The 1,102-nt window shown below is 61.8% G+C and carries 2 protein-coding genes; both read left to right on the top strand.

What is annotated here, in order from left to right; all coding sequences use genetic code 11:
* The coding region (locus tag RTX98_RS18705) for a PopZ family protein (protein WP_312798313.1) at positions 1–334 on the top strand (334 nt) is incomplete at its 5' end.
* 120 nt (positions 335–454) lie between these two features.
* Positions 455–1,102: class I tRNA ligase family protein (locus RTX98_RS18700; protein ID WP_312798311.1), on the top strand; the 648-nt coding region annotated here is incomplete at its 3' end.

The raw sequence follows: 1,102 nt of genomic DNA, 5'->3' as shown, positions 1-1,102 counted from the left end.
GCCGACCGGCGCGATCGCCGAACCTGCTGCCCAGCCGGACCCCATGCTGACCTTCGAGGATCTGCTTGAGGACGAAATGAATTCAGCGACCGAGGCTGCACCTGCCAGCCCGCTGCCGTCCATCATTTCCGACCGAACCGGCCGACAGGTTGCCGCCGCTTTTGGAGAATTGTCGGAAGCGTTTGCCGCCACGCGACAGAAGAGCTTCGACGAAATGGCGGAAGCCATGCTGCGTCCGATGCTGACGGATTGGCTCGACAACAATCTGCCCACGCTGGTGGAACGCCTTGTACGCGAAGAGATCGAGCGGATCGCCAGGGGTCCGGCGCGCTGACGCAACAGGCGGTCGAAAACGCCACCATTGGTTGACTCGGCTGAAGGCTTGGCGTTTTAACCGACGCCAAGATCAGCGGCCGTCGGGCGCGCTGCGTTGATTCAGCAGGTTCGGTATCCCATGCTAGAGAAAACCTACGACTCGAAGTCCGTCGAGCCGCGCATCGCGAAACTTTGGCAGGAAGCGGATGCGTTCCGCGCCGGTGCGGGGTCAGCTGAAGGCGCCGAGCCTTTCACTATCGTCATTCCACCGCCGAATGTCACCGGCTCGCTCCATATGGGGCACGCGCTCAACAATACGCTGCAGGACATCATGGTCCGCTTCGAGCGCATGCGCGGCAAGAACGTGCTGTGGCAGCCGGGCATGGATCATGCGGGCATCGCGACGCAAATGGTGGTCGAGCGCAAGCTGGTCGCCGAGGGACAGCCGAGCCGTCGTGAGCTTGGTCGCGAAGCCTTCATCGACAAGGTCTGGGAATGGAAGGATGAGTCCGGCGGGCTGATCTTCAACCAGCTTCGCCGTCTGGGCGCTTCCTGCGACTGGTCGCGCGAGCGCTTTACCATGGATGAAGGCCTGTCGCGCGCCGTCGTTGAAGTGTTCGTCTCGCTCTACAAGGACAACTTGATCTATCGCGGCAAGCGGCTGGTCAACTGGGACCCGAAGTTCGAAACCGCGATCTCCGACCTTGAGGTGGAGAACCGCGAGGCCGAAGGCCATATGTGGCACTTCAAGTACCCGCTGGCTGGCGGCGAGACCTACACTTATGTC

The organism is Tianweitania sp., assembly GCF_032053605.1.
Taxonomy (GTDB): Bacteria; Pseudomonadota; Alphaproteobacteria; order Rhizobiales; family Rhizobiaceae; genus Tianweitania.
Note: the sequence above shows the minus strand (reverse complement) of the source record. Positions and strands in the feature narration are given on the sequence as shown.